At 45.6% G+C, this 24,583-nt stretch carries 18 protein-coding genes and 1 tRNA gene; 9 read left to right on the top strand and 10 right to left on the bottom strand.

Going from position 1 to position 24,583, the window contains the following annotated elements; all coding sequences use genetic code 11:
• The first annotated feature begins 94 nt into the window (after positions 1-94).
• Both BIT28_RS06240 and BIT28_RS06235 read left to right on the top strand, forming a co-directional pair.
• Positions 95-985, top strand: a complete 891-nt coding sequence (locus BIT28_RS06240) for a LysR family transcriptional regulator (RefSeq protein WP_075762783.1) — start codon at positions 95-97, stop codon at positions 983-985.
• 191 nt (positions 986-1,176) lie between these two features.
• Positions 1,177-2,856, top strand: a complete 1,680-nt coding sequence (locus BIT28_RS06235) for a zinc ribbon domain-containing protein (protein WP_075762782.1) — start codon at positions 1,177-1,179, stop codon at positions 2,854-2,856.
• Between the two features lie 128 nt (positions 2,857-2,984).
• Here the strand turns inward: BIT28_RS06235 and BIT28_RS06230 are convergent, their stop codons facing one another.
• Entirely contained in the window at positions 2,985-4,073 is a 1,089-nt protein-coding gene (locus BIT28_RS06230) for a DUF871 domain-containing protein (RefSeq protein WP_075762781.1), read from the bottom strand.
• Positions 4,074-4,661: 588 nt separating this feature from the next.
• Here BIT28_RS06230 and BIT28_RS06225 point away from each other — a divergent pair.
• Positions 4,662-5,060 carry a hypothetical protein gene (locus BIT28_RS06225; protein WP_075762780.1) on the top strand — a complete coding sequence of 133 codons (399 nt, stop codon included), beginning with the start codon at positions 4,662-4,664 and terminating at the stop codon, positions 5,058-5,060.
• Between the two features lie 150 nt (positions 5,061-5,210).
• Here BIT28_RS06225 and BIT28_RS06220 read toward each other — a convergent pair whose 3' ends face one another.
• On the bottom strand, positions 5,211-6,047 hold the full coding sequence (locus tag BIT28_RS06220; RefSeq protein WP_075762779.1) for a leucine-rich repeat domain-containing protein: 837 nt from the start codon (positions 6,045-6,047) through the stop codon (positions 5,211-5,213).
• A gap of 18 nt (positions 6,048-6,065) precedes the next feature.
• Between BIT28_RS06220 and BIT28_RS06215 the strand changes: the two genes are divergently transcribed.
• Positions 6,066-6,434, top strand: a complete 369-nt coding sequence (locus BIT28_RS06215; RefSeq protein ID WP_245823658.1) for a VWA-like domain-containing protein — start codon at positions 6,066-6,068, stop codon at positions 6,432-6,434.
• Between the two features lie 23 nt (positions 6,435-6,457).
• Entirely contained in the window at positions 6,458-7,567 is a 1,110-nt protein-coding gene (locus BIT28_RS06210) for an AAA family ATPase (protein ID WP_075762778.1), read from the top strand.
• A 133-nt stretch (positions 7,568-7,700) separates the two neighbouring features.
• Here the strand turns inward: BIT28_RS06210 and BIT28_RS06205 are convergent, their stop codons facing one another.
• From BIT28_RS06205 to BIT28_RS06185, 5 genes are all read right to left on the bottom strand, one after another.
• Entirely contained in the window at positions 7,701-8,249 is a 549-nt protein-coding gene (locus tag BIT28_RS06205; protein ID WP_075762777.1) for a hypothetical protein, read from the bottom strand.
• Positions 8,250-8,625: 376 nt separating this feature from the next.
• Entirely contained in the window at positions 8,626-9,891 is a 1,266-nt protein-coding gene (locus tag BIT28_RS06200) for a RidA family protein (RefSeq protein ID WP_075762776.1), read from the bottom strand.
• 399 nt (positions 9,892-10,290) lie between these two features.
• The gene (gene argF / locus BIT28_RS06195) at positions 10,291-11,337 is read right to left on the bottom strand and encodes an ornithine carbamoyltransferase (protein WP_075762775.1); all 1,047 of its coding nucleotides are present in this window, start codon (positions 11,335-11,337) and stop codon (positions 10,291-10,293) included.
• 84 nt (positions 11,338-11,421) lie between these two features.
• A complete protein-coding gene (aguA, locus tag BIT28_RS06190; protein WP_075762774.1) occupies positions 11,422-12,513 on the bottom strand; it encodes an agmatine deiminase in 1,092 nt (363 codons plus the stop codon).
• Between the two features lie 15 nt (positions 12,514-12,528).
• The gene (locus tag BIT28_RS06185; protein WP_075762773.1) at positions 12,529-13,935 is read right to left on the bottom strand and encodes an APC family permease; all 1,407 of its coding nucleotides are present in this window, start codon (positions 13,933-13,935) and stop codon (positions 12,529-12,531) included.
• 399 nt (positions 13,936-14,334) lie between these two features.
• Here BIT28_RS06185 and arcC point away from each other — a divergent pair, with 399 nt between their 5' ends.
• The 3 genes from arcC (at position 14,335) to BIT28_RS06170 (ending at position 18,079) form a co-directional block, all read left to right on the top strand.
• Positions 14,335-15,243, top strand: coding sequence for a carbamate kinase (gene arcC, locus BIT28_RS06180; RefSeq protein WP_075762772.1), 909 nt, complete (start codon positions 14,335-14,337; stop codon positions 15,241-15,243).
• Positions 15,244-15,367: 124 nt separating this feature from the next.
• Entirely contained in the window at positions 15,368-15,976 is a 609-nt protein-coding gene (locus BIT28_RS06175; RefSeq protein ID WP_075762771.1) for a TetR/AcrR family transcriptional regulator, read from the top strand.
• Positions 15,977-16,138: 162 nt separating this feature from the next.
• On the top strand, positions 16,139-18,079 hold the full coding sequence (locus BIT28_RS06170) for a methyl-accepting chemotaxis protein (RefSeq protein ID WP_139310446.1): 1,941 nt from the start codon (positions 16,139-16,141) through the stop codon (positions 18,077-18,079).
• A gap of 232 nt (positions 18,080-18,311) precedes the next feature.
• Here BIT28_RS06170 and BIT28_RS06165 read toward each other — a convergent pair.
• Together BIT28_RS06165 and BIT28_RS06160 are read right to left on the bottom strand one after the other, a co-directional pair.
• A tRNA-Ser gene (locus BIT28_RS06165) sits at positions 18,312-18,402 on the bottom strand.
• 150 nt (positions 18,403-18,552) lie between these two features.
• A complete protein-coding gene (locus BIT28_RS06160; RefSeq protein WP_075762769.1) occupies positions 18,553-20,550 on the bottom strand; it encodes a HAMP domain-containing methyl-accepting chemotaxis protein in 1,998 nt (665 codons plus the stop codon).
• 445 nt (positions 20,551-20,995) lie between these two features.
• Here BIT28_RS06160 and BIT28_RS06155 point away from each other — a divergent pair, with 445 nt between their 5' ends.
• A complete protein-coding gene (locus BIT28_RS06155; RefSeq protein ID WP_075762768.1) occupies positions 20,996-22,510 on the top strand; it encodes a class I tRNA ligase family protein in 1,515 nt (504 codons plus the stop codon).
• Between the two features lie 105 nt (positions 22,511-22,615).
• On the opposite strand, the gene BIT28_RS06150 is transcribed toward BIT28_RS06155, so the two are convergent.
• On the bottom strand, positions 22,616-24,565 hold the full coding sequence (locus tag BIT28_RS06150; protein ID WP_075762767.1) for a Clp1/GlmU family protein: 1,950 nt from the start codon (positions 24,563-24,565) through the stop codon (positions 22,616-22,618).
• Positions 24,566-24,583 lie beyond the last annotated feature (18 nt).

The following is a 24,583-nucleotide window of genomic DNA, read 5'->3' as shown; positions in this document are numbered from 1 at the left end:
TAATCGTTATTAGCTTGATAAGAATTCCATATGGGATTTTCCACTAACAGGCGTAGAATAGAGCCAATTCTGGCGCCCACTATCAGAGAGCAGCATGTTAGATATTCACTGGCTAAACACCTTTGTCACCTTGGCTAAGTTAGAACACTTCGGCAAAACTGCCACTGAACTGCATATGACCCAGCCCAATGTCAGCCTCCATATCAAACAGCTCGAACAGACCACCCGCGTTAAGCTGATTGAGCGTAACCCGTTTCGGTTAACGCAGGCCGGCGAACGACTCTTGCAAAGTGCAGAAAATACCCTGATGGAATTACAGGTTTGTCAGGCCGATCTTAATGCTATCAACGACTTGTGTCAGGGAACTCTGACTATCGCCGCCAGTGATATCATTTCAAGGCTGCTGCTGATTTCACCTTTCCAGTCGTTTAAGCAGGAGTTTCCCGGTATTGATTTGTCGCTACTCAACACGACTTCATCACAGGCCGCCGAGCTGGTGAAAAGTGCCAAGGCAGATCTGGGCTTCGTGATGGCGCAGAAGGAAAGCCAACCGTTGCATTTTACCGAATTACAACAGGTTAAGTGGTGCGCGCTCGGCAATGGATTGCAAAGCTGGCAGCAAGGAATCCAGACAAACAAGCAGGAAGAACCCACACTGATCTTGCTCGGCCACGATACCCGTACCCGTGATCTGCTTGATGCCGCCCTGCCAACCCTCAACCTGCCAACTTACCGTGTAATGGAAGTCGGTAGTGTCGATGCCCAAATTGACTGGGCCGAAGCAGGGTTCGGAGTCGCGATAGTGCCGGAATTTTCCCTCCACCCCAAACTTAACTTGCAAACAACCGTCACACCGCTCCCCGATTTCCCGACCACCAGTCTCGGCTATATTGTCAGGCAAAATCAGGTACTGTCCCGGGCAATCAAGCAGCTACTGAACTGGGTAAACGAAGAAATTGTCCGGTCACAGCAGGTAAATACCTAGCCGCCTTTGTGTAACGGTTGCATATAAATTCTGCTATCTGGGACACTCTTGATTATTACTTGCTCCATTACAAAATGATACACATGACACATAAGTCATTGAAATATTTGATATGACAAAGCCTCACTGATACTATGCGCGACCAATTTCTTAATAACAAACTGCATATTAAGTAAAAACCAAGGAGTTGTATGCTTTGTTCAAAGTGCGAGTCTGCACGTTATCTTTCCGACTCATATTGCCCACAATGCGGTGATCAGCATCAAACGAAAATGACCATCAACCAGTGTCGTGATATTGATTCTGAAATTGCCAAGATTCACGAAAAGCTGCCAAACGCCGAGGTGTTTACGGGTGTCATGACCGACACGCACCGCTATAAGCGTATCTTAAGGAATAAATCAAATAACAAAGAAGTCGGTTGTTGGTGGGTAACCCTTGATGACGGTGAAAACAAACGTCAGCTTACACTTTCATCCGAAGATGACTTCCTCGACAGCCTGAACAAAGGCGACATTATTACTGTTTTCCGCCCAACCCCGGCAACGAAAACCTACAAAGTATTAGGCAAAGACTCCAAGGAAATTGTCACCAACGATGACTGGGCACCGGCTGTCGTTCTTCACAACGACAAAGGCCAGCGTTCAAGCCTGGATCCTATCTATAATCCGACACCACGCAATATTTCCAGCAGTATTTTCAGCACCTTATTAGGTAGTGCGATTCTAATGGGATTATTGTTCTGGTTTATTAACAGCCAGCGTATCTACATGACCATGGATAGCTTCCTTGTTATCGGCGCTGTACTCTGGGGTATTTTGGCAACCTTATCCATTCGTAAAGACAAGGCGCGCTTCGAGGAAGAAACCGAGCTCCACAGTACAATCAAGCATTATCTGAAACGTATGCTTGGCTGCCAGACCAACGAGCTCCAGGCAACGCACATCAAGCGTATCTACCAGCCAAACGACTGTATCTGCCCTGACTGCGATACCCGCATTCCATCCTCATCAAGCTATTGCTTTAAGTGTGGTAGCAGTAGCAATGTGGCTCCAGAGCCAACTGCAGAAGCAAACTGTGGCAGCGAGGAAAGTACTGAAGTAACAGTGCAGCAAAAAACGACAATTTCAGCCCAAGAACGCTTGATTGAAAAAGTCTCTCCTGCCCTGTATTCAGAAGCGACTGATTATACGCATAAATACGCCATTGGCTCAGCGACTGGTACGCTGAACGGCCATGTGCTATTTGGCACAGTGATCGACCGGGATCTGACATCCAACATTAACAGCTGGACTGAAGAGCAGATTGAAACAACGACCTATAAGAATGGCTACGGCCATACTACACGTACTGAGTCACGTGTAGTGAGCAGTGTTAACCACCGTCGTTCTAACATCAACGGCTACCTTGTCATTCGTACACTTAATGGTAAGGAATATCCGTATAATCCAGGTAGTACCCAACTTGGCAGCACCGATGTTGGTGACCATGTAATGATTGGTTTTGCTGAAGCAAACTTCGGTGATCAGGACAAGACCAGCTTCCAACAGTACTACTTTAACCTGACTAAAGATGATCTGTGGCAGAAAGAGTGTATTACCCAGCTTGACAAAACAGGGGCGACAAAAGCAGTAAACTTGCTTCTTCTGGCAGCCGCTGGTGGGCTCTACTTCTACTTCTCTGCCAACTACATGCAAGAATTACTGGTGATCCCATATGCACTACTCGGCGTATTTGGTGTCTTGTGCGTGAAAGCGATTGCTGCCGGTAGTGCCAACAATAAAGCCAGAAAGGCGCTTGCTGATATTCTTCATGACAAGCTGAATATTGCACGGAATGAGCGTGAAAACTGGCTTTCCTGGCTTGGTTAACCACCAATAAACAGCCAATTTCAAATGACTTAAATAGCTAAAGCCGAGCAGTTGCTCGGCTTTGTTTATTAACATTGTCAGGCAATTTTTTAGTCTGGCTAAGAGGATACCAATCCTATTAAACGCAATTACGCTTTGGCCAGCTTGAACTTCTGCCAAGGCTGGATCTGATCCAGGAAGCGTAAGTTGGTATCAGTGACACGGCCGATAACATTGCTGCTGCCGTCATTGTCGAAATCAACCAGTGCGACATGCAGCTCACCTTTGTAGCGTGGCGAGTTGGCATTATCGAGAATCACATCTCCCCGGCGGATCTGGCGCGCATTTTTCTCCGGGATCACTGCATCTTTAAACTTAAGACGAGGCATGGTGGAGCGAATAGTGTATTCGCCGCAATCTCCACGGAAGAAGTGTAGTTCTTCAAATGCGATAGTTTCCTCATCATCGTTAAGCTCGACTTCCAGCTCGACATCCAGTGTTACCAGCCCTTTGTGCAGCTCACCCAGCTTCTTCAGCTCTTCCTCACTCGGGAAGCAGTTAGCAATAATGACATCATCAACCACACCGGTATAGAACAAGTCTTTCGCCTGTACATCAATCGGCAAGTCACGATGCTCTTCGATAGTGCACAGACCGTCAGCCAGCGGCCAAGGACCTTTCGCCCCCTCAACCGCCGACCCAACAAAGGCTGCAACGCGCAAACCGTGTTTCTTATAGATTTTTGAGCCCTTGATAAAGTGCTCACGCGTTAGACCAGAGCGGCGCTTAGGATAGAAGTTGTGACAGCCAATCAGGTAATCGGTATCAGGGTGGAAAGACAAAATGTTGTCCAGATAACCATTCGCCACACTGACGTTGAGCTCGATTTGCAACCCATATGGGTTAAATGTCATCAGGGCTTCTTCATTGCCTGTAAAGCCTTCATCAAGGCGAATACCATCCACGCCCATCTCATTAAAGAAGCTCAAGTTCTCGTAGCTAATGCCAAGATCGTCGAAAATATGTGGTGCAACATCCGCAATGACTTCAAAGCCATGCTCTTTCGCACACAATACCATGTCTTTAAATTCGGCAATGATCTGCTCTTTATCACCGTCAACAGACAATAAGCAGGTAAAAATACGACTGAAACCATACTTGGCTGCCGTTTCTATATATTCCTTATTGCGCTCTAGGCTTGCTAATTCCGGATAAACCGATATACCCAACTTTCTCATTCATTTAATTCCTTATTGTAACTGCTCGATATTCTATTTCATTAAAAATGGCGGAATCATATAAGCAATCAGCTTGTACCGAATCGCTATATTATTCACTCAAAATGAAGATAAAAAGAGGTCATAAACCATTTACTACTTCCCCTTTTATGAATCTATTCCCAGCCATTATTTAATGGTTAAACTTTAAAAACAGTTTCCCCTGAAACAACAAAGATCACAATTACCATCAAACTTAGACATAGGTAAACGAGCAATTTTTCGGGGCACTTCGCAATTATATAAACGATGATTCACGGAATTACATAATGACCAAATATTGATGTGTGAGGTAAGGAAAGAAAGGGCAATGCACTCAGCCTCCAATCCACTTCCAAAGGACAAAATGGTAGCTCAAGTCGGCAGAAGTAATCGCATGCAGATATAAGTGCCATAAACCAAAGATGAGAATAACTCTCATTGACATCAAGAGTGCTTATATGTAAGTTAAATGCATCTTTTATTCATCTCGTTGAAACACAATGAGCTATTCGATATTTCAGCAAAATGAAAGGCATGTAAGATGTCAGCAGGAAAAAGGAGCCTATAATGTCAAATAAGGAAATCCAGCTTTTTTGCCAAGACTTAAATATTTATCTCATGGAAAGGTTCAATTACAAGACCGGTCCAGCGACATCCAATATGTTCACTATTGATGCCTGCAGGAAACACTTTGATCTCTATTTTAGATTCAAGCCGGCTACAGATATGTGGAAATCCGATACTATCGTGATTGCAAAAATAGGGTTTAAGCATACCCGTGCTGGACATGCTACCGATCTACTCAAGTTCATCGTCAAGGTATCAAATAAATATCAAACCAATAATATCGGCATCGAAGGCGCCAATGACAGTTTAGCCAATTTTGCCAAAAAACTGGGCTTTGAAAACGTTCAAGGTAAGCTGTGGATTATTGATATAGAGCAATTAAGAACGAAACTGAAATAATACTCCTGTTCTATTTGATAACAAGCTGACTTTCTTATATCCAAGCTACTTCAAGATGATCGTTTCAGCGAGAGTTACTTTGCTATTGGCCAAGCGAGCAGGCTCTCACCGATTTAAAAAGAGGGCGATTAAGCCCTCTCGGTTTAAACGTTAATCTTCTAGGATTTCACAATCCGGGAAGGCATCACGGAACGCCTGTGGTACGGCTACCGACTCATAACCACTGCCATAACCGGTACGGTAGTCTGGCTGGCTCGGACGGCGGAAATCTAATTGTTTCAGCTTCTTGAGCTTGAACAGTACCTTAGGGAACTCATCGAAGTGGTTATATGATAAATCCAGCTCTTCAAGTTCGGTTAACTTGGCAAGCTTAGCTGGCAGCCCCTCAAGGTGGTTAAACCGAAGACTCAGTTTTGTCACATCGGTATACAGCTCAAAACCGAATGGCAAAGCACCAAGGTAACAGTTACTCAGATTTAGCTCGGTAATTTTAGACGAAACCGGCAAGGTCTTCGGCAGGCGGGTTTTAGGCTCTCCCAACATATTCTGATGCTGCATATAAATATCCGGATAACGATGGCTATCAGTCATCCGTTGTTCGCTGGCACCTTCTAGCTGACCATTGAATCCACAACCTTTATTCCAGTTCAGGCACTCCCCTTCGATCAATTCGCTAATGATAGCAAGGCGTTGAGGTGAGTCTTCTTTCTGGGTAAGCACCAATAGCAGACCTTCACCGTTATCACCACGCACCATGTTAAACAAAGTACGATCATTGACAGCCAGTTGGAACAATTCGCTGCCATGACCCGCCAGCAGCGCCTTTATCTGAGCACGAAGGCCGTTGTCTGAAGTCATCTTGAGGACCAAGAACAGCGGCATCAGCATAGTGCTGGTAACAGCAGCCGTCGTACTTCGGTTAAAAATACCCTTCGCCGTCCGTCCAAGCGATACGGAACCACTCCCGGCACAAAGATCCAGCCGCATCAGCGCCTGTTAGTTGCCGTGGACACGTCTGCCAGTGTCGAAAACAAACAACTTAGTACCTTCTTTGAAGAAATTGGCCACATCTGGCGGGCAGGTGCCGAAATCACCGTACAAGAGTGCGATACCGAGATAAAGCAGACATACCCGTATAAGGGCATTACCCCGGATAATGTGTATGGTCGCGGAGGGACTGATTTTAACGCACCTATCGCCTACGCCAATCAGCACAAATTCGACGCCCTTATTTACTTCACTGACGGAGGCGCTCCGGCACCAGAAATCTCCCCTCGTATACCGCTGTTATGGCTGCTGCACAGCGCTGAGCCTGGACATACGTTTAACGAATTACGCCGCAGCGGCCGCGTGATCCCGATGTCTGCATCCTGAATTAGACCCTTAAGCGAGTTCTTATGAGCCACAAACACAATTACACTTACTACGGCCTGAGCTGTCAGGCACCGGAAGTCCGCCAGTTTGTCGAACACCTTCTGCCTGTTGATGGCAAACGCAGCGTTCCTGTGTGTATCTGGGGTCGCCACGGGATCGGGAAAACCCAACTCGTTGAACAGATCGCCAAAGAGCAAGGGATGCAATGGTGCGCGATTGCACCTGCTCAGTTTGAAGAGATGGGAGACTTGCTGGGAATGCCAATCACCGAAACATTGGAAAGCGGTAAAACGGTCACCCGCTTTGCCGCTCCTCATTGGGTACCGACTGAACCGGGGCCAGGTATTCTGCTCATCGATGACGTTAACCGTGCCGATGAGCGTATCCTGCGGGGCATTATGCAACTACTGCAAAACCATGAGCTGATCAGCTGGACGCTACCAGAAGGCTGGCAGATAGTGCTGACTGCCAACCCGGATGGCGGTGACTATTCAGTCACTCCAATGGATGATGCGATGCTAACCCGTATGATGCATGTGACCATAGAGTTTAATGCCAAGGCATGGGCAATGTGGGCGGAAAGGAGTGGCGTAGATCCACGCGGTATCGACTTTGTACTGACCTACCCGGAGCTGGTCGATGGCGAGAGAACCACTCCCCGCTCGCTGGTACAGTTTTTCCAGAGCATTGCACCCATCGACGACCTGAAAGAGCAGCTACCGCTGGTAAACATGCTGGCCCAATCGTGCCTCGACGAAACGACCTGCGCGGCATTTATCGCCTTCGTTGAGCAAAACCTCAGCAAGCTGGTATCACCAAAGGCCATTATAGACAGCAAAAAGTTCGACAAAGAAATTGGTCCGCGGATCGTCAAAACTGTCGGCAGCAGCAACCCGCGTATTGATATCCTGGCAACACTCTGCACCAGACTGCACCACTACCTTGAGGTGTCCAGGCTAAAGGTCAACAAGACCCAGATGGGCAATATCCAGGCTTTTCTCAAAATGGATCTATTACCGAACGATTTGCGTCTGGGCTTAATGCAGGACTTGATGAACTCAAGCAATACCAGCCTGAAAGGCGTCCTGGCAGACGCCGAACTGGCTCAGCTATTCCTTAGCCAGGCCGCTTAGAGCCAACATAAAAAATACCCTCAAACATCATGCTTGAGGGTATTTTACCAAGCCCAGGATTTATTCAACGAATCATGAACCTAACTGTTTGGCATTAACTGATCAGCGTTATCTTAATTCATTTCTGCAATGATTAATTTTGGGCAACAAGCTCGCCTTTCTCCTGTTGGCTTGGCGCAATCAGCTTGTAAGACATAATGCCGATGACCATGGCCTTGATAACCATCATTTGCGGGTTGCCATAGTAGGCTGCCATCCCGATGAAACCTGACACCAGCATCAGTGCCCGGTACTTACGTAGCGTTGTCATATACAGCGCTGCAACAATCAGTCCCAAGTCCATGAACTGCAAGGCAACAGGCAGTGTCGGCTCGGCAATAAACGCCGTAACAGCAACATACACGATGTACATGATTGCAGCAGCCATAATCGCGGCCAATGAGTTAACCACCACTTTTGCTGCCTTGGTAAAGTCATTGACGTAACGGTAAGTGTTAATTGCCGCTACAGACAGGTTGAGGATCAATTTTGGCCACCAGCCCATCAGAATAGACCAGATGATATCGTTCGCAGCAGAGCCAAATGCGGCAAATCGGGTGAACTTCATACTGTTAAACACAGTGATGGAAATATAGAACGCCACTGACGTCCAACCTAATACTTCTGTAACTAGCTCTAGCAAAACCTAATCTCTTCTAATTTTATGCGGGTTAACCACACTCAAAGCAACATGAAACTCTCTCTGAGTCCACCCTTCCAGTGCAATTTATCATCGTGATTAAATCACGCGGTGGATAATAACGTAAAGCGCTCAAGTTTTATAAACCAAAATTGCGCTACAGAGCCATTTTGTGATGCCTGTACTAGCATGGAGATACAATTGGGGGCGAGTGTATATGAAGTCAGGCGAGACAATACCTAATACTCTTATTATTTTTCTGGATTTATCGTGCCTGTTACGACGAAGAGCTGGTATCAAAAGTACTGAACACCCATTAAACCGAGTTGCCCTCAGATTAATGGGTGTTCTATCGTAGTACTATACTATTTGCTGCTTTTTATAGTTTTGGTGGCGTCCCTTCACCATTAGACACAACGGCATCAATCTGAACTGATGCCGACATAGGAATAGACTCAACGCCAATTGTTGTTCTTGCTGGTAGTTCATCCTGGAAGTAGGTGGCATAAACGTCATTGACGGCATCAATATCAGCAATATCTGTCAGTTGAACATTCACTTTCACAACATCGTCCATAACATGATCAATGCTTTCTACGATCGCCTTAATGTTATCCAGGCATTGTTTGGTCTGGGCTTTTACATCACCAGCGACAACTTTGCCTGTTTTAGGATCTAGGGGTAGCTGTACTGCGATATGGTTGTAATGAGAAAACGCGACCGTTTGAGTGTAATACGGACTTATTGGAGCGCTATCTGTATTGTTGGCTTTGATAACGATGCCATGACGATCTTCTACTTCTTGCGGTGGAGTACCGTCACCGTGTGATACCACTGCGTCTATCTGTACCAAAGCATCCATGGGTAATGCAGAAGCTGCCACCACTGAGCGAGCAGGCACATAGGCAACAGCTCTCGCAATTGCGGAATCCGGGAAGTAGGTACTATAGATCTCGTTAACGGCTTCAATATCGTTAAGATCTTTTAGGAAGATGTTTACTTTGACGATATCATCAAGTGGAACATCAATGCTCTCTAAAATCGCTTTGATGTTCTGTAGACACTGCCCTGTTTGCTCTTTGATTCCGCCAGAAACAATCTGGCCCGTTTTGGGATCAATCGGTAATTGAGCAGACACATTATTGTAGTGAGAAAACGCCACCGTTTGTGTAGACACAGCACTTTGTGGCGCATTGTCTGTATTTCTTACCAGTTTGATGAGGTCACACGGCTCTTGTGATGGGGTACCTTCGCCATTAGAAATAACGGCATCGATTTGAACCAATGCATCATTTATTGGCAGCGCAGCCACCGCAACAGTTGTTCGGGTCGGAAGGTAACTATTGAAAAAGCTTGAGTAGACATCATTTACGGCATCAACATCAGCAATGTTTTTAACGAATACATTGACTTTAACCACATCGTCCATCATGTGGCCGATGCTTTCAACAATGGCTTTGATATTATCCAGGCACTGTTTGGTTTGCTCTTTGATCCCACCAGTTACAATAAGCCCTGTGGCAGGGTCTATCGGTAATTGCGCTGAAATATTATTATAGTGAGAAAATGCAACGCTCTGTGTTGACGCTGAGTCTTTCGGTGCGTTCTCAGTATTTCTTGAAAGTTTTACGATCTTGCTGGTCATGTCGGCGTTTATCCTGTTGTAGAGTAAGAGAATATTTGCTTCGTATTGGCTTAGGTTAATTCTTTATTGGCTCTTGTATTATTTAAATGAAAAGTAATTTCGGATAGCTAAAACTGCAAATGGTTAATAACTTTATAATAGATAAAGTGACGTACAATTTAATTTTATTAGAGTCAACATTCCGGATTAAGCATTAGTTTCGAATAAAAAGTGTTAGCTTCATTTAAATACATTAAAGAAATAACATAGAAAAACCGATATTGCGTTTTTATCACTACAGAGGTAACTGATAATTTGATAAAGCTGTTTCTTATCTTCTTTCTATAGTTGCCATAAAATATAAAAAGACCCCTAATAAATAGAGGCCTTTGTTATTTAATATTGGTTAATCGCTATGCATTATAGCGTTTTTAAGAAGCCGTTGATCTTCTCTTCGTGATGCTTAATGGTCTCTTCTGTTGGAATCACCGCATGCTTGTGGGTGAAGTATACCAAGATAGCCATTTGAGCCGTTAAACGGTTTTCAGCTTCATCGAATGCGACAGAATATTCACTTTCTAGCGCACCACGGGTTACCTCTTCTTTGTCATTGGCAGGTAGACAGTGCAACAACATTGCGCCAGGACGAGCTTTCGCCATCAGTTCTTCGGTAATCACATAATCTGGCATGAAGGCAGCAAGACGCTCTTCTTTTTCATCCATTTGTGTTACCCAGTAGAAGCTGTCGCCGTAAACCACATCACACTCGCTGATCTGATCGACATCATCCGTGATCTCGATATGACCACCAGACTCTTTACAGAAAGACTCTGCAAGTTCTACCCACTCTGGTTCCATATGGTATTTCTTAGGACCAATTTGCTTAAAGCCCATACCGTATTTTGCACATGTCAGCATCAGTGAGCGGCATACGTCTGTCGCATCGCCCATAAAGGCAAGAGTCAGGTCTGACAGTCTGCGGCCATCTGTAATGTGCTCTCTGATGGTATAAAGATCTGCAAGCATTTGTGTCGGGTGGAAACGAGTATCCAGACCGTTGATTACCGGCACGGTTGACATCTCTAACAGGCCATCAAGAGTTTCTGGACTGTTCGTACGCGCCATGATGATGTCACACATGCGTGATAGTACACGTGAAGTATCATCAATAGACTCCTTACCGCCCAGGTGGATGTCTTTAGGAGACAGGAACAGTGCGTGTCCGCCAAGTAACGTCGCTGCCACTTCAAAAGAAACGCGAGTACGCGTAGAGCCCGCCTCAAAAATCATCCCTACAGACTTGCCTTTGAAAAGCTGAGGGATGGCGTTATCTCTGCGCGCTTGTTTTAGGTATGTCATCAGCTCCATCATGTTGTCCATCTCTTCAACAGAGAAGTCTTTCATTGACACCATGTGTTCCATGTTTGCTTTGTTTAGTTCAGTCGCGCTTGAAGAAGGTAGTTTCATGATAATGTTCCTTGTTTTATCCGGGGGATCTTCTTGTCGAACATCCCCTTTTGTTTCATTGAAAGTTGTTGGAGTAGATTTAAATCAAATTTTTGGTACTTGCTGGGTAATACAGTGGATGTTTCCGCCGCCAAGTAAAATTTCACGGGCAGGTATACCGTTAACCTCGTAGCCCGGATAGATGTCCTCTAATATCGCTTTGACGTCGTTGTCATATCGCTCATCAAGCAGAGGCAGTACTATCTGCTTATTGGTGATAAGGTAGTTGGCATAAGAAGCCGCCAAACGTTCGCCTGCCTCTCGCTCCATTCCCTCTGCAATATCAATACCTGCCGCTTCTTCAGCAGACATAAACAGTGGGCCTGGCATCGGCAATTTATGCACTATGATGTTTCGTCCTTTAGCATCGGTTTGGCTGGATAGATAATCGTAAGCTTCACGGCTAATTTCATACTGAGGGTCATTTTCATCCTCACACCAGGTCAGTACGACTTCGCCAGGCTTCACGACGTGAAGAATGTTGTCGACGTGGCCGTTAGTTTCATCGTTGTACAGCCCTCGTGGCAGCCAAATTACCTTGTCAACATTGAGGTGTTCGCACAAAACAGCAGTGAGTTCCTCTTTGCTTAAGTCTGGGTTGCGGCTTTCATGAAGGAGGCACTCTTCAGTGGTATAGAGCGTGCCTTCACCATCAACGTGGATTGAACCACCTTCCAAAACGATAGGCGCTCTGTAACGTGAGTCTCTGATTGCTTCACACATTTTTTGTGCGACCTGATCATCACGATTCCATGGTGAATAGAGGCCATCAACAAACCCACCCCATGCATTGAACTCCCAGTCGACACCACGGCGTTCACCTTTGTCGTTGGTGACGTATGTCGCGCCAATATCACGCATCCATGAGTCATCCGTAGAAATCTCTAGTACCCGAATATCGTCTGGCAAGCGAGAAACCGCGTTATCGTATTGCTCTGAACTCACCAGCATCGTCACTGGAGTCGTTTTACTAATTTGCTTTGCAACATCGGCGAACACTCTTTGTGCTGGCTTGGCGCCATTGCGCCAGTTATCTGTACGCTCTGGCCATGCCATCCAAATTTCACTATGAGGCTCATGCTCACCGGGCATTCTGAAACCATCTTGTTTTGGAGTCGTTGTAAACACTTTTTTCATGATTTTTCTCCTGAACTAAGCCTTCGCTTCTTGCTGTTCTACTTGTTCTTTTTTGCGTTTTAGTGCACCTAGCAGAATCCATTCACCAATCAAGATTGTGGCGATGACACCTACCAATACGGGGCCGGTATAGCTCCAATCTGCGACCGTAAGGTCAAGTGCTTCCGGGAAGATAAACAGTACGACTGCCTGGAAGATGACAAAGAAGCACACAATGGACATTACCCATTGGGCAGCCATGCCACCTGGCACTTGAAATGGACGCTCACGCTCGCCATCAACGAGGCGCAGTTTTAGATACGCCGGGAACATGAACAAGTAAGGTAATAGGAAAATACAGCTAGAGAAGGCGAAGATTGACCAGAATAAGTCATCATTGCCCTGTGCAAACAATGCGTAAGACAAAATCACCACGGTTGAAACGATACCAGTAATGTTGTTTGCACCGATTGGTGAGCCTTTTTCTGACACTTTTGCCACTGGGGCTGGCAACTCACCTTCTTGTGCCGCTTCTGCAGCTGCTCGGCTTGCACCCATTGTCCAGCTCACCATGTTGCCGATAAGAGTTAGCAGGGCGAGTGTGCCGAACAAGTACACCATGGCAGTACCGAATACGCCGTCACCAAATAAGGTTTTGAAGGTGTCGATTAGGCCGGCGACCAGGCCAATGCTTTCAACAGGCAGAGCCATCAAAATACCAACGGTACCGAAGATGTAGAGGAAGGCCGTGATGCCAATAGAAAGGAAGACCGCTTTAGGCATGTCGCGAACATCTTTCATCTCTTTGGTCATGGTCGCAACCAGCTCGAAGCCCATTAGGTTAAAGACAATCGCAGGTAAGAAGGAAACAGCCGAATCCATATTTGGAATCATGGCTGAGAAGCTAAATTCATTAGCGACACCATTGTTCATCGCATAGACAAAGCCGCCCACTCCGAGTGTTCCGATCACTATGATTTTCAACACTGCACCGACGTTCGTTACCCAGACGCCAATATCGGCAGACACATTACAAATCCAAACGGTTAGCCAGGTTAGCAAGATACAGATGGCGATCTGCCCCCATAGGGAGAGATCAGGCATAAATAACTCGGCAAACATTCCGGCAAACATGATGTAAACAGCAGGCATCCATAAGCCAACATTGATCCAATAGAACCATGTGGTGCGGACTGCCCATTTGAAATTAAACGCTTGTTTTACCCAATCGTAGATCCCCCCATCGCCTGGGTAGGTTGTGCTTAATTCGGATGTGATCAACCCATAAGGGATGACAAAAAAGATTAACATCAACACCCACCAGCCAATGGCACTAACACCGATACTGGCAGAGGCGGTTAATGTGTCGACGACTAATACTGCACATAAAGTAAATAGTGCAATAGCCGTGACTCCCATTTTACCTTGAGTTTCGTTACTCATCGCTCTTCTCTCCTTAATTCCAACTCGCTAATTATTAAAGGGGAAATTTCCGACAAGAACTTTGATGAAAACTGAATATCGGTTTTGGATTGTTTAATTAGAATTAAAAATAAAATGGCTTCAACATAAACAGAGAAAATATACCCAATAAACCGGACAATTGATTTTGATCAATATTTAACTTTTTGGATATCGACAAAAGGATAGATAATTAAAATGTCTACGAGATCACATATCCAATTTGGAAAGACGATTAATGATATTTATGTGATTTAGGCAAGGTTTGATAATCCAGCTTTTGGACAAAAACCGATTTGTGATTTTTATCCACAATCATATAGATATATTTCAATACAGTGTGATAAGTCTTTTTGACTTCACTTATTTGGAGAAATCGATATGTCTAAGCCTATTATTGTTGTCGCTGTAGGCGGAAATGCTTTGCTACAACGCGGTGAAATCATGAGTTGTGAGAATCAACAGAAAAGCATCGCACAGACAGCAAGCTCATTAGCAGAGCTCAGCAAAGATTATCGTTTGGTTATTGTTCATGGCAATGGCCCTCAAGTGGGCTTACTTTCATTGCAAAATAATGCTTACAAAGATTGTCCACCCTACCCGTTTGATGTCCTGGGTGCTGAAACACAAGGAATGATTGGCTACCTTATTCAGCAAGGGCTGAATGCCGCCATTGAAGACCGTTATACTACCACCATTCTGACGCGTATTGTCGTCGACGAAAATGATCCAGCAGTCGCAGATCCTTCTAAGTTTATTGGCCCTGTATATAGCGAAGAGCAAGCCAAACAGCTTGCCGAGCAAAATAACTGGGTTGTAAAACCAGATGGAGCGCATTGGCGTCGTGTTGTGCCTTCTCCAATGCCACAGGAAGTATTAGAGATCAAAGCCATTAAAGACCTATTAGAGAAAGAACATCTAATTATCTGCGGTGGCGGTGGTGGTGCACCCGTGGTCGAAAAAGACGGCGCCTATGTAGGCTTTGAAGCCGTTATCGATAAAGACATGACTGCGGCATTGGTTGCTCAGCAAATTGGTGCAGAACACCTGCTGATCCTGACAGACGGCACGCATGTATGTTTGAACTGGGGAACACCAGACGAAGAGAAACTGGAAAATGTCTCCGTTGAGCAAATGAAACAGTACAACTTCCCTGCGGGTTCCATGGGGCCTAAAGTGGATGCTTGCTGTCAGTTTGTCAAAGAAACAGGACAAAAAGGGCATATCGGTGACCTGGCTTGTGCGTTAGAGATCATTGAAGGAAAATCCGGTACTCATATCCATCAGTAGAACCGTTATTGTTTGATCAGCAGTAAAAAGGAGAGCAAACTAAATATCTCATTCAATGAATGGATTTTTGGTAAGCGCTCCTTTATCTTTCTAATTAATAATATACTTGATATATGGCAAGCATATGCGAAAAGTTAAGACAGAAGAAAAATTACGGAGAATTCACGAAGCTGTTGTCCAGTTGATGGAGAGGCGCGAAGCAACGGATATCTCTATGTATGATGTCGCCAAGGAATGCGGCATGGCAACATCAACGTTGTACCATCACTACCCAAACATAGAAGACTTGTTTCATACATTATTAAACGAAGTTTTCAAAGAATTCGACCTATTATTGGAACGATGTATAGATGAAGAAAAAGTCTCACATTGGACTGATATTAACAAGATGATAGAAACTGCCTATGTGAACTATTACAACAATAATCCTATCGCAAAAAAGCTAATATTAGGACGCCATACATTCTCTGAATTAGGCCATGCCGATACCGAACATGATCTTGAATTAGGTCATCAGGTTGAAATGATTTATAGACGTTTTTTCGATATCCCTCAACTGTCGCAACCTATTAATATTTTTGCCATTTCGCTACAAGTTGCCGATAAAATCTATTCTCTTTCCTACCGGAAATTTGGTTATATCACACCAGAGTTAGCTCAAGAAGCGGTACGTCTTACCGAGTCATACCTTCAAATATACATCCCCAAGATTTGTCAAAGAGTCGATTCATAATGCCCTCCCTAAGCAGTATAACGACAGCAATATACTGAGGAGACTTATTAGCTAGCATTAACTCACTAAAATACAGGCATTCAACTCAACAATATAAGAGGTCGTTTAACTATATCGACCTTATGAAATCTGGGGGCGCTAAGTAGCCTTGATAAGGTGCGCTTGGTAAATAATTTTCTATTTGTTACTAATAATCATAAAATTTGGTTTGAATATATGGCGTTTAGAAATCTCAGCTTAAAGCAGTTGCTTACATCAATCATCGGAACCATGCTGTCTGTTATAGTTCTGAGTTTATCATTAATCAATTTTACAACCTTCCAAGACTTTAATTACAGAGAAGCGCTCCACTTTAGAAAGCAACAAGGTTTGTCGGTCTCCATTCAAGTCGATCAATACATTTCTGGTGTTGAACAGCAGCTAGGCATGATCAGTGAAGCGATCCAATATAAAGAAGGAGTAGTTACTAACAAAGTTGCGGTGGTGAACTTGTTAGCCAAACTAAACAACTCAGCAAACGGTACTGCAACTTATATTGTATTTAAGGATGGTACATCTTTAGAGCATTCTGGAGAACAATACACAGATATACAACTTAATAAGCATTGGTATACCGGAGCAAAATCTGGATTGCCATTCGTTCTTACCGAGCCATCGATTGATCAGGTAACAGGAAAGCTTCTATCTTCACTTGTTGTGCCTCTGACTCAAGAGGGACTATTTATCGGTGTCATTGGTGTTGATATATCATCCGATGTATGGAAAAAGCTCGTCTCAGAAAATGTACCTGATGGGCAAATATTTCTTACCGATACCGAAAACAAAGTCTTGTACGCACCTTACCCCGAACTCCTTGGAAAAGACTTTTTTGAATTTCGACCAATGTATCGCAACTTTCCGGATTCCCATTTGCAATATCAAACAGATGATGGAAAAGAGTTCGTAGCGACTAAAAACGGTCCAACGAACTACGGATTGAACGTTTACACCTTCGAAAAATTAGATGTGATCTTAGCGCCTAGTGAAGATATGTTGAGCGTATCATTGCTGTCTGCAGCCGTGTTTATAGCCATCACTCTAGTGGCCATATACACGATTATTGTTAAGTTAATTTACGTCCCTATTGGTGGTGAACCTAAAGAAATACAAGCCATTATAGAACGAGTTGCAGAAGGCGACCTGACCGTTAATGCTGTATCCAGAGGAAATGACACAGGGGTTTATGCAGCGACAGTTACCATGGTCGAAAAGCTCAAGATAGTAGTTGGTAGTATCAGCAACCAATCAACTCAGGTTGAGCATACTTCGAGTGAATTGACGTCGTTGGCGGAAGAAACAAGGCAAAGCTCAGATCAACAAATCTCCCATATGGAGATGACCGCAACGGCGATGAACGAGATGGTTTCTACAGTAGAAGAAATCTCAAGAAATGCGCAACAGGCTTCAAGCTCTGCAACCAATGCCTTCGAGCAAGCGAGAAGTGGTGCCAATATCACGAAGAAAACATCTCAAGTTATAGATTCGTTGGGCCAAGATATTAGCTCTGTATCTCAAACAATTGATGAACTGAGGGTGGAGACAGAGAATGTAGGAGATGTACTGGGAGTCATTAGAGATATTGCCGACCAAACCAACCTACTTGCACTGAATGCCGCAATAGAAGCCGCTCGTGCTGGAGAGCAAGGTCGAGGCTTTGCCGTTGTAGCCGATGAAGTTCGTTCTCTGGCAAGCCGTACCCAAGATAGTATCGAAGAAATTAATCTAACGATTGATAAGTTACAAAGAGTTGCAACTTCAGCCTTAGACTCAATGGAGCACAGCCAGAGTAATACGAAAGATGCTATCTCAATGGCATCAAAAGCCAGAGAATCATTGAATGCTATTTTGACCTCTGTTGGACAAATACAAGATATGAACACTCAGATAGCAACGGCAGCAGAAGAACAAAATGCAGTAGCCCAAGAGATCAATCAATCGGTCATCGAAGTAAATGGCCTTGCGAAAGCAACCAACGAGAATGCGGAAAGTACAGAGCACTCAACAAAGCAATTATCGAGTGTCGTGAAAAGCCTATCTGAAATTACAGGTAAGTTTAAGCTGTAGGAATCTAGATTATAGGCGTAAAAAAACCGCTGAATTATCAGCGTTTTTTTTGAATGTGGCGGAGAGATAGGGATTTACTGCTCGCAAGCTCGCGCCCTTCGGGCTATCGGCAGAGCCGATGTGCTTTCGCTTCGCTCAGGTGAACCCTCATCCAGGCTTCTTCACCCTATCTCATTCTTTGCCAAGCAACAGATGTAAAAAAGCCAGCAATTAAGCTGGCTTTTTTTGAGTGTGGCGGAGAGATAGGGATTTGAACCCTAGATACGCTACAAACGTATGCCGGTTTTCAAGACCGGTGCTTTCAACCACTCAGCCATCTCTCCGTAAGTGCGGCGCATAATACGAGGCTAGCTGATGCTTGTAAAGCAGATTTTCAAAAACTCCGTTTATATGATTAAACCTTGAGCAACATAGCGTTATTTAGTAGTAGCGCCCCACAAGGAAGGCGCTATTGCCACTAACCAGCACACCGCCTAAACCGAAAACTTTCGCATCTCCTGATTGAGATCATCCACTTGCGCCTTGATAGCCTGCGAAGTCTGATTGGCGCTATCGCAATTGCCCGACACATCGGCAGCCGAATCAGACAACTGATGCACTAAATCTGCCAGTGATTGAGATACATCGGACTGCTGCTCGGTCGCGGTCGTCATATCACTGACTTTATTGGCCACATCGTCCATATAGCGAATAGTGTCTTGCAGCATGGTATTGGCCTGCGCGGTGTGCTCAGTGCCCGCCTTGACCAGCGACTGACTCTCACTGATGACCTTGACCACTTGCCCGGTCGAAGTTTGAATTGCATCAACAATCGCGTTAATTTCAGTCGTAGATTCCGTGGTACGTTGTGCCAGCAGTCGAACTTCATCGGCAACCACAGCAAATCCCCGGCCTTGCTCTCCGGCCCTCGCAGCCTCTATCGCAGCATTAAGCGCCAGCAAGTTAGTTTGTTCGGCAACGCTTTCAATCACTTCCGTAACACGCTCGATGCGATCACTCTCGTTACTCAGATGCTGAACCATTTCGCTTGCCCGGCCGATAAGAGCGTTAAGCTCATCCACTGTCTGTTGGTTTTGCTCTAAGGCTTTTTCACCGCTACCAAGCAATACAGAAGATTGCTTCAAATCATCCGATGCAGCCTGAGTATGCTGCGCCGTTTCACTGGCTGTTACCGACATTTCCTCAATCGCCGTAGCCATTGAGCGAATTTTCTCGGCCTGATTGGTCGCCTCGTTCGCGGTACTGCTATTGTTGTCCAGCAATCGGTTCATACTTGAATCAACGTCTTTGGCCTTGTTCGTAACTCCGGTTACCAACGCCGATAACGATGCTGTCATACGATTTACTGCACCCACCAACGAAGCAATTTCATCATCGCCTTTGTTTTCAAGTGCTTTCCCTGAGAAGTTGCCGTGAGAAATCTCTTCGGCCCTCTGGCCGACCAGGGTGAGTCTCGAACCGATGCTACGCCCCAGCCAGGTAGCAATAAGCAACGAACAGACACAAGCAATAATCGCCACCGCGATCAAGGTGGTGATCACCCGTGACACACTGTCGCTGATAGCCATACCGCCCTGCTGGGCATTGTTCTGCTGGGCAACAACGATTGCATCGAGAAGCTTGGTGAACTGGGCCGCAGCTGGTCCGGTCTGCTGCGCCATCATATAGTTGGCTTTGTTCCACTCCGGGGACTGACGCAAGGTAATCACCTGCTCGGCTAGCGGCAGATACATTTTCTGCATCTCCTTAAAGATCTGCCACAGGCTTAAATCGCTATCGCTGAGCAATACCCGATGATTATTGACTTCGGCAACCGACTTGGCATGCTTCGTCATCAGCTCTTTGTACTTATCAAGGTGATCCTGGTTACCGTCAAACAGATAATCACGCAGTGCGCCCAGCGCGTTCGATAGCGAGGTATAGCTATCAGCATAAAGCTTCATGAGCCTTTTCCGCTCACCACCGAATGCATTATTCTCTTCTTCGTTAATCAGCCCTTGCAGCTGATCAAGCGCTACTTCAGCAATAGGGGCGGCCTCGTTGAGCATCAGGGCATGAGCCGGGAGGTTGTCTGGCGTATGGCTAATATCAACGATAGCCTGCTCACTTTCCATCAGTGCCTGCCAGCTCTGCCCCACCTTGTCATACTGTTCATCGGTCAAATGGCTCTTCAGCTCGGCTAACTGGCGTTCAACAAGAGCGAAGGTGTCTGTGAGTCGCTGCTTAAGCGCCTGACCGGATGCTTCATCCCCGCCCTGCAACATATAGGCCCGCAGCACCAATAAGGATGACTGCGCAGACTGCTGAAGCGAGCGGCTGGCATCCACCGTCGGCAAATCTTCATTGAGCAGGTAATGAGCATTGTCTTCGACTTGCTTGATTTGTTGGTAAAGGATAACCGCTGCACATAAAAACAGTGCGGTAATCAACAAAAAGCTAATCCTCAGCTTTCTGGCGATAGAAAATTTCATAGGTACTACATCCGTGTTCAACCAATAGAAGGTTAATATAATGTTAAACTTATCAATAATAAATAATCCATGCGGATTAATCGCCACTAAGTGGTGAAAAATCACACAATGAAATTTAAAAACAAATAAAATGAAAGGCTTACTTCTACCTCATACTTTGTTTCTTTACATTAGTGCAACTTCATCAAATTAATAAGAAATCAGTAACATAATGGTTGTATGACATTTAAGCCTCTGGTAGCGTAAAGAACATGAACGAGAAAATTTTGCGCCAAACTTCAATGATGCACATGCCTTCACAGCGAATGCTGCGAGGGATGGGCTGCTTGTTCTAACAAACCATAAAAGCAACACCATTCCAATTATCACAAACTGGAATGGTTCGTTGGCAAAATAGGTGTCTGTTCCCTTCCGGTTTTGAAAGTTAACCCAAGGAGACACACTGATGACATCTTTTGTAACCACCCCTATTTTCTACGCCAATGGCGATCCGCATCTCGGCCACGCCTATAGTGGGATCATTGCCGATATATTCCATCGCTTCAGACAGTTAACAGGGCAGAAAAATGTATTCATTACCGGTACAGATGAGCACGGGCTGAAGATCGCTTCTACGGCACAATCAGCAGGAACAGATGTCACAAAGTTTGTTGATACTAAAGCCGCTGTTTTCTCGGGATTATGGCCGGAACTGGATATTCACCCCGATATTTTCATTCGAACCACCCAGCAAGAGCATAAAGATCATATCAGCGCTGTGTGGCAACAATTATTCGAGAATAACGATATCTATCTGGGAAAATACTCAGGACAATACTGTGTTGCCTGTGAGCAATTTTACTCTCCTCGAGAATTGGAAGGTAACCTTTGCCCAGTGCATAGAAGGGAAGTTGAAACGGTTGAAGAAGAGACGTATCTGTTCCGGTTGGAAAAATACCGCCAGCGATTGCTGGAATACTATCTGACACACCCTGAGCTCATTACCCCTAAACATTTTCAAGATTCTATTGTTTCATTGCTTCAAGAAGGCCCGCTGGAAGATCTCTCGGTATCCAGAATTAACAACGCATGGGGGATCAAAGTCCCTAACAATAACGAGCACACGGTGTATGTCTGGATTGATGCCCTATTCAGTTATATCACCGCTATCCAGCAAACAGGTAACGCTAACCAATCAATATCTCAGACAGTCCATGTCTTGGGAAAAGACATTCTTAAGTTTCACGCGTTATATTGGCCAGCCTTCTTACTCGCTCTTGAGCTGCCTTTACCTGAAAAACTAGTGGTTCATGGTTGGTGGACAATAAACGGGCAAAAAATATCCAAATCCAATCCTGAAACAACGGTTAACCCCAATACCTTCAGCCACCAGCTTAGCTCTGATGGCCTTCGTTATGCGCTGGTAAGACAGAAACCTCTTTTCCGCGATGGCAATGTCGCCATCGAAGAACTGACCGAGGTAGTTAATGCCGATCTTGCCAATAACCTTGCCAATTTGGTGAAGCGAAATAACACCCTGATATTGAAGTACTTTGATGGGCAATTAGAAGAAACCATCAAACATACCCTCGATGATGACTGTGAGCAGTTGCTGGCCTCCTGTCAGAATGAGCTTGAAAGAGTCATTCACTCTTATAAGGAATATGATTTATATCAGGCCACTTTAATTCTCAAGCAAATCCTTGATCAGCTGAATACCTTTTTCCACCAGCGTACACCTTGGCTTATCAGCAAAGGACGAGATAGCCAACATGTGAGGAACACCTGCTTTGTGGTAGGCAACATTCTTCGTCAGGTGGTGCTAAGCTACGCTCCCATCACTCCTAGGCTTTCGGGCAGTGTGCTGGCTGAGTTTGGTATTGATATCTCTGAGGGCTTATTACGCTCCAGCATTGAATTAAGCGCTATCAATATCAGCCAATCCAATAGCCATTTTGCCAGGATTCAGCTCGGTAACTGACCGATACAACTGATTATTGGCACAACTGACAAGTAGCGCTACAACGCATTTCAGGCCGTTGAGCATCACTCAGTTCACGGCCTGATAACTCTGTAACAAAGGCGGTCAGGCAATTCTGATAACACGCGAAAAGACATCTTCTATTTCGCGATACATTTTTTCAGGATCACCTTCATAACGACGTGAAAAGTGGAACGGCATTAGCTGCTCAACATCGGCGGCAGCGGCAATTTCACCGCAGGCAGTAGTCGTCAAATGACCGTTATTGACTGCCCGAAACTGGTCATCCCGGGAAAATGAGGCTTCACAAATCAGTGTGCCGGCATGGCGTGCCAAAGCTATCAGCTTATCCCTATTTTGAATCGTATCGGCAAGATCTGTGGCATAGACGAGCTTTTTACCTGCCTGTGTACAGAGCAGCTGGCCCGCCAAATCCCCTACCAACCGATTTTCTCCGTTAGGTAATGTAACCGTGAGGCCATGCTCCCCCGCCATATAGGCGTATTTGAGTTTACCCAACCAGGGGCCTGGCTGTAACTCAAGCTCAGAGAGAGCATCTTCACTGACAACAACAGCAGACACAGGCTCGTAAGCATAAGCCAGCACAGGCGTACCATGATCCAGCTCCACGGCGCGTACCAAAAAACGCTCCTCCTGATGAATGATACCGCTCTTCACTCGCCTGTCAGGCATCACGATAATCTCTTCCGCCCCGGCCCTAAGGCAAAAACAACGTAATACCTCTCCATGCAGCTCTGCAATGTTAAATTCTGGACCGTTATCACCAATACGATCCCACAAGATACCGCTAAGCATACCGGCAATATGTCGTGCCAAGCCCGGTGGGCCATACAGGGTGCAAGAGGCGGGTGCGCCCAGCCGAACCCGAAGCAACCCCATGAAGCCACCAATGTGATCAAAGTGGGCATGCGTAATGAAGATATGGCTGACATTATGAGTGTGGCGCATGGGGAGCCGTGAGGTATTGCCAAGATCAAACAGCAGGCAGCGCCGACTCCAGTTGGTTTTGAGCAATAACAGTGGATCTTCGAACAGACTATTTACCAGTTCCGCTGTGATATCCCTGCGGCGGATCTGAGTGCAGCTAACTGACTCTCGATGGTCTGACGGATACACTAACGAAGAGCCTTTAAATGCAGTTGTATCTGATTCGGCCTTCTTCCAGTGATTGACCGTCACCAGTTTTTGCCCCGGTAAGTGCCATGCGTCACGCAGTAACAATTGAGAGGGCAATCGTCCCAACTCATGACACCGTAACCTAATATTACCCTGCTCCAACTCCAGCACTTCCCCCATGCTGATCAATCCGTCTTCATCACTCAGGCTGATCAATCGGCCACACCATTTTTCCGGTTCTTTAATCGGAGGAGGCGTACCCAGCACAGCGACGCTATCAATCGGCAAAATGGTTTCCTCTGCACCGTCCATATAGGAATCCCACAGTTGTGTACGCCATGTTAAACGCTGAAATCGGCCGGGAGCACGGGCATCTTCTGAACTTGAAATCCATATAACTGGGAGGTTGATGCTGCCAATCTCGGGGGCCAGGTCAATTGAACCGTCCTGATTGTCATCCAATACAACCAGTACCGTTGCAGCCGTCAGGTTTATTAAAGTGGTTAGCAACTCTGCCGCCGCCACTCCCCTGGTCATCCCTGGGGCATCAATAAGCAAGGAGTGCTTTATGGTGGTTCTTAGGAGCAAACGACTCACCGCCTCTGCCAACGGTAAGCGAAAACGTGCTGCATCCAGGCTACATAAAGCTTCAAAGTCAGCTAATCGCCACAGGTCATCTCTCCAGATACCGATGTTAACCGCCGCCGGCACACCGAACTTTGGTGACCCGGGATCTGCACTTAGGCAAACACACGACTGATCAGCAGCACTCAATCGCCTTGCCAATTCGGCCGCCATATAGCTTTTACCGGCACCTGTCGGACCGAACAACAGAACTCGCTCATGCTGCTTTAATAATGTTTGAAATAGATGATCCACGCCTTGCGTATATGAAAGTTGCTGCTGCGGTAATACCATAACCAGATCCGCTATCAC

The organism is Photobacterium proteolyticum (assembly GCF_001939735.1).
Lineage (GTDB): Bacteria > Pseudomonadota > Gammaproteobacteria > Enterobacterales > Vibrionaceae > Photobacterium > Photobacterium proteolyticum.
The sequence above is the reverse complement of the archived record's forward strand: the minus strand, read 5'-3'. Positions and strand labels throughout refer to the sequence as shown.

Excerpts from the sequence above, each read along its gene's own strand:
- BIT28_RS06235 (WP_075762782.1), top strand. The coding sequence starts at position 1,177 with ATGCTTTGTTCAAAGTGCGAGTCTGCACGTTATCTTTCCGACTCATAT.
- BIT28_RS06240 (WP_075762783.1), top strand. The coding sequence starts at position 95 with ATGTTAGATATTCACTGGCTAAACACCTTTGTCACCTTGGCTAAGTTA.
- BIT28_RS06220 (WP_075762779.1), bottom strand. The coding sequence starts at position 6,047 with ATGCGGCTGGATCTTTGTGCCGGGAGTGGTTCCGTATCGCTTGGACGG.
- BIT28_RS06160 (WP_075762769.1), bottom strand. The coding sequence starts at position 20,550 with ATGAAATTTTCTATCGCCAGAAAGCTGAGGATTAGCTTTTTGTTGATT.
- BIT28_RS06200 (WP_075762776.1), bottom strand. The coding sequence starts at position 9,891 with ATGACCAGCAAGATCGTAAAACTTTCAAGAAATACTGAGAACGCACCG.
- BIT28_RS06150 (WP_075762767.1), bottom strand. The coding sequence starts at position 24,565 with ATGGTATTACCGCAGCAGCAACTTTCATATACGCAAGGCGTGGATCAT.
- arcC (WP_075762772.1), top strand. The coding sequence starts at position 14,335 with ATGTCTAAGCCTATTATTGTTGTCGCTGTAGGCGGAAATGCTTTGCTA.
- BIT28_RS06155 (WP_075762768.1), top strand. The coding sequence starts at position 20,996 with ATGACATCTTTTGTAACCACCCCTATTTTCTACGCCAATGGCGATCCG.
- aguA (WP_075762774.1), bottom strand. The coding sequence starts at position 12,513 with ATGAAAAAAGTGTTTACAACGACTCCAAAACAAGATGGTTTCAGAATG.
- argF (WP_075762775.1), bottom strand. The coding sequence starts at position 11,337 with ATGAAACTACCTTCTTCAAGCGCGACTGAACTAAACAAAGCAAACATG.
- BIT28_RS06185 (WP_075762773.1), bottom strand. The coding sequence starts at position 13,935 with ATGAGTAACGAAACTCAAGGTAAAATGGGAGTCACGGCTATTGCACTA.
- BIT28_RS06225 (WP_075762780.1), top strand. The coding sequence starts at position 4,662 with ATGTCAAATAAGGAAATCCAGCTTTTTTGCCAAGACTTAAATATTTAT.
- BIT28_RS06230 (WP_075762781.1), bottom strand. The coding sequence starts at position 4,073 with ATGAGAAAGTTGGGTATATCGGTTTATCCGGAATTAGCAAGCCTAGAG.
- BIT28_RS06175 (WP_075762771.1), top strand. The coding sequence starts at position 15,368 with ATGCGAAAAGTTAAGACAGAAGAAAAATTACGGAGAATTCACGAAGCT.
- BIT28_RS06210 (WP_075762778.1), top strand. The coding sequence starts at position 6,458 with ATGAGCCACAAACACAATTACACTTACTACGGCCTGAGCTGTCAGGCA.